This is a genomic window from Candidatus Vagococcus giribetii, assembly GCF_017316185.1.
Lineage (GTDB): Bacteria > Bacillota > Bacilli > Lactobacillales > Vagococcaceae > Vagococcus > Vagococcus giribetii.
Window position 1 is genome coordinate 1 of sequence record NZ_JAFLVX010000040.1, and the last position, 3,365, is coordinate 3,365.

At 32.3% G+C, this 3,365-nt stretch carries 5 protein-coding genes and 1 pseudogene; 1 reads left to right on the plus strand and 5 read right to left on the minus strand.

Annotated elements, in window-relative coordinates:
• The first annotated feature begins 95 nt into the window (after positions 1-95).
• Positions 96-776, plus strand: a complete 681-nt coding sequence (locus DOK76_RS12555; RefSeq protein WP_206968298.1) for an IS6 family transposase — start codon at positions 96-98, stop codon at positions 774-776.
• Between the two features lie 284 nt (positions 777-1,060).
• On the opposite strand, the gene DOK76_RS12560 is transcribed toward DOK76_RS12555, so the two are convergent.
• The 5 genes and pseudogenes from DOK76_RS12560 to DOK76_RS12575 form a co-directional block, all read right to left on the minus strand.
• Positions 1,061-1,459, minus strand: coding sequence for a YxiG family protein (locus DOK76_RS12560; protein ID WP_206968302.1), 399 nt, complete (start codon positions 1,457-1,459; stop codon positions 1,061-1,063).
• A 6-nt stretch (positions 1,460-1,465) separates the two neighbouring features.
• Positions 1,466-2,044: a hypothetical protein gene (locus DOK76_RS12565; protein WP_206968304.1), complete on the minus strand. Its 579-nt coding sequence runs from the start codon at positions 2,042-2,044 to the stop codon at positions 1,466-1,468.
• Positions 2,036-2,203 (minus strand): annotated as a pseudogene (locus DOK76_RS13210) (IS6 family transposase); the annotation flags it as partial. The pseudogene DOK76_RS13210 and the gene DOK76_RS12565, both read right to left, overlap by 9 nt.
• A gap of 160 nt (positions 2,204-2,363) precedes the next feature.
• Positions 2,364-2,867, minus strand: a complete 504-nt coding sequence (locus tag DOK76_RS12570) for a hypothetical protein (RefSeq protein WP_206968306.1) — start codon at positions 2,865-2,867, stop codon at positions 2,364-2,366.
• A gap of 12 nt (positions 2,868-2,879) precedes the next feature.
• Positions 2,880-3,365 (minus strand): hypothetical protein (locus tag DOK76_RS12575; RefSeq protein ID WP_206968309.1); only part of this gene is annotated, 486 nt, incomplete at its 5' end.

Below are 3,365 nucleotides of genomic sequence, written 5' to 3' on the forward strand. Positions count from 1 at the left end.
CTTACTTTATACATATTTAGGTTCTGTTGCAAAGTTTTTCAAATCGACTTATTTAAGTTAAAATGAAAAGAAAAGCAATAACTAGGAGATTTTAGATGACTTATTTTAAAGGAAAACAATTCAAAAAAGATGTTATTATGGTAGCCGTTGGCTACTATTTGAGATATAACTTGAGTTATCGAGAAGTCTCGGAGATTATGGCTGATCGAGGAATCATTATTTGTCATACGACTATTTATCGTTGGGTGCAGGAATATAGTCAGGTTATCTACTGCTTATGGAAGAAAAGAAATAAATCTGCGGGGGATTCTTGGAGAATGGACGAAACTTATATTAAGATCAAAGGAAAGTGGCATTATTTATACCGTGCAATTGATTCTTCAGGTTTAACATTAGATATTTGGTTACGAAAACATCGTGATAAACAAGCAGCTTATGCGTTCTTCAAACGATTAATCAAACATTTTGGAGAACCTAGAGTTCTTGTGACGGATAAAGCTCCTTCTCTAAGCAGTGCATTTAATCAACTTAAAGCAGAGGGAGAATTCACTTGTGCTACTCATCGAACTAGTAAATATTTAAACAATATCGTTGAACAAGATCACCGACCAATCAAGAAAAGACACAAATTATATCAGTCCATAAGGACTGCTTCCTCTACGATTAAAGGGATTGAAACCATACATGCTTTATATAAAACTAGCCAAAGAGACTACTGTCTCTTTGGCTTTTCAGTCGTTCATGAAATGAATCTACTATTAGGTACTCCAGCATAATTTTGAAGCAATTAAGTAAAGAACTTATTTCTTTTTAAACTTTGCAACAGAACCAACAAATGTATATACTAGACTTGCTATTATATAAGACATCTTAATAGGTTTCATTTTTTCTTGTAAATTCATTTTATCTTTCCTGTCTCTTTTTCAATTATTTTTTGTTTATGTTTATTAGAATTTAAATAAGTAGTTAAGAAAATCGTATGACTGGTTCTGCCAAAAAAGTTGTCTAAGATTTGATACTAGAACCATTTATGATTGAGTGCCTTTTTATTTACTAACACTTATAAATCATATACATCATCATTTACTTTAAACTTATCTGCTTCTAGAACTACTAACTTACTCCAAATTTCTAAAACAACTTTTCCACAACCATTATATTGTTTCAACCAGTCTTCTTTTTCACAATCCAAAGAAATATTGATTGTATTACTTGATAGATTGATGCTTGTTAATTCTAAATAATCATCTTTTTCAGGAGGATAAATCTCTTTTCGTTCATCAATAGTATTGTTTATAAAATAAAATGTGCTAACATTCATGAATTCTACACTATAATTTGTTATTATCTCATTTTCTAACAATTCTAATTCCAAATTTAACTTATTTTCTAAAATATCCATTGAATAAGATACTATTTTTGATTCAAATAATTCATTCATTCTTTGCTGAATAGACACTTTTGTTTACTTCCTTCCCAAATAATTATTTATCATATTAGTAATTTCGCTCATCGAGTTCTTGCTAAGGTCAATATGGGTTAGCCCTCTATCACTAGAAATTACACCTTCTGGTGTTAATGAACCTTTGCCATCTATACTAACTCTATAGTATGGCTTTCCTCGTCCCCCACTTCCCTCATCCATAATTCGGACAACAATAGGCTTTCTTCCATTTGCAATTTCAACTTTATAGCCATTCTTTAATGGTGAGGCTTTTCCACCTAAAGAACTTGCTATTTCATCTGACAAAGAGTTTGAAGTTGGAACATCAGTCCCACTAGCCTTCTCAATCGTTGGTTTTGACTCCACCTTAGGTACGGTTGTAATGGCTGGTTGCTCTTTTACTCCTGGTGTCGTCGTCACTTCAGGTTTGGTCTCTGCTTTTGGCACAGTTGTCACCACAGGTGTTGATGGAGCCTCTGGAGTCGTTGTGACAGAACCTTTGTCTTCTACTTTTGGTGTCTTGGTAATAGCTGGTTTTTCTGGAACTGTGACAATTTGATGGATTTTTAAGGTTTGACCTGGATGAGCAGTAATTGCCATCAACACTTTGAGTTCATTACATACCCAAAAACCAAAGAGACGGTAATCTCTTTGGCTAATTTTATAGAGAGCATATACTGTTTCAATCCCTTTAATTGTAGATGAAACAGTCTTTGTGGACTGATAGAGTCGATGCCTTTTCTTGATTAGACGATGGTCGATTATTCAACTAGTTACTGGTTCTATGAATAGTTGAGTTAGTCAAGAAAGTACTTTTAACCGATTAACAACAAACTGTGGAAAGAACCAAATTGATTAGTGAATGCTTACTAGTCAAGACTCTATTTTCTCGATTTCCATTGAGTGATAGAGTGCCTTTTTATTTAATTTCTTTTAATTGCATTTCTAATTTTTGTATATATTCATTAGTTTCGCTATTTGATTTTTTCAATTCTGATAAATATTGTTCTCCTTTCAAAAACAACTCACTTTGAAAATCTATAACTTTTACCATTTTTTCCCATACTCTATTTTTTTCATCTAAATTTATATCTGTTTCAACTGAACGACTTCCATCAGGTTTATCAGCATAGATTTCACTAATCTGAACGTCTTCTCCATCAGTCATCAACTTTATCCATACCTCTGAAGTCTCTACATCACTAATATAAACTATATTTTTATTTTTAAGTAATATACATGCTTGAGCAAAGTTACTAAACCAATCATAAATATTCATGGACAGTATATCTAATTCAATATCTTCTCTGTATTCTCCGTACGTTTTATCGTCCACACAAAGTTGAAAATACCCATATTCACCTTTTAATTCATCTTCATCTTCAAAATAAGAAGTGAAAACTTTAAATTTAATTTCAATCATTATATTTCACCTTTACTTTCTAAAATCACTTACTTTTAGTTCGTGGTTTCCAAACGCAGTATCTAAAACTCCATCATTTTTGATAACAATCGTAATTTTTTCTCCTGCTATTTCATAAACATGTTTACCTGTTTTTCCCTGTGCTAGCAAATCATTATATGCTATTTCAACGTATTTATTCATATCACTAGTAGACCATTCAGGATTGAAAAAACTGTTTTTTTCTAACTTTTGTGCTAATTGACTATCAGTTAGATAATCTGCTTGTTTTTTAAATGATTCATAATCATGTTTTGAAATGTGTTTTTTGATATTCTTTCCTAAAGGATTTTTAATTTCAACTTTAGCCCCGCTGAATTTCTCAATCGTTGGTTTTGACTCCACCTTAGGTACTGTTGTAATGGTTGGTTGCTCTTTCACTCCTGGTGTTGTCGTCACTTCAGGTTTGGTCTCTGCTTTTGGCACAGTTGTCACCACTGGTGTTGATGGAGCCTCTGG

Coding starts and splice junctions, on each gene's coding strand:
- DOK76_RS12570 (WP_206968306.1), bottom strand. CDS start 2,867: ATGATTGAAATTAAATTTAAAGTTTTCACTTCTTATTTTGAAGATGAA.
- DOK76_RS12565 (WP_206968304.1), bottom strand. CDS start 2,044: ATGGCAATTACTGCTCATCCAGGTCAAACCTTAAAAATCCATCAAATT.
- DOK76_RS12555 (WP_206968298.1), top strand. CDS start 96: ATGACTTATTTTAAAGGAAAACAATTCAAAAAAGATGTTATTATGGTA.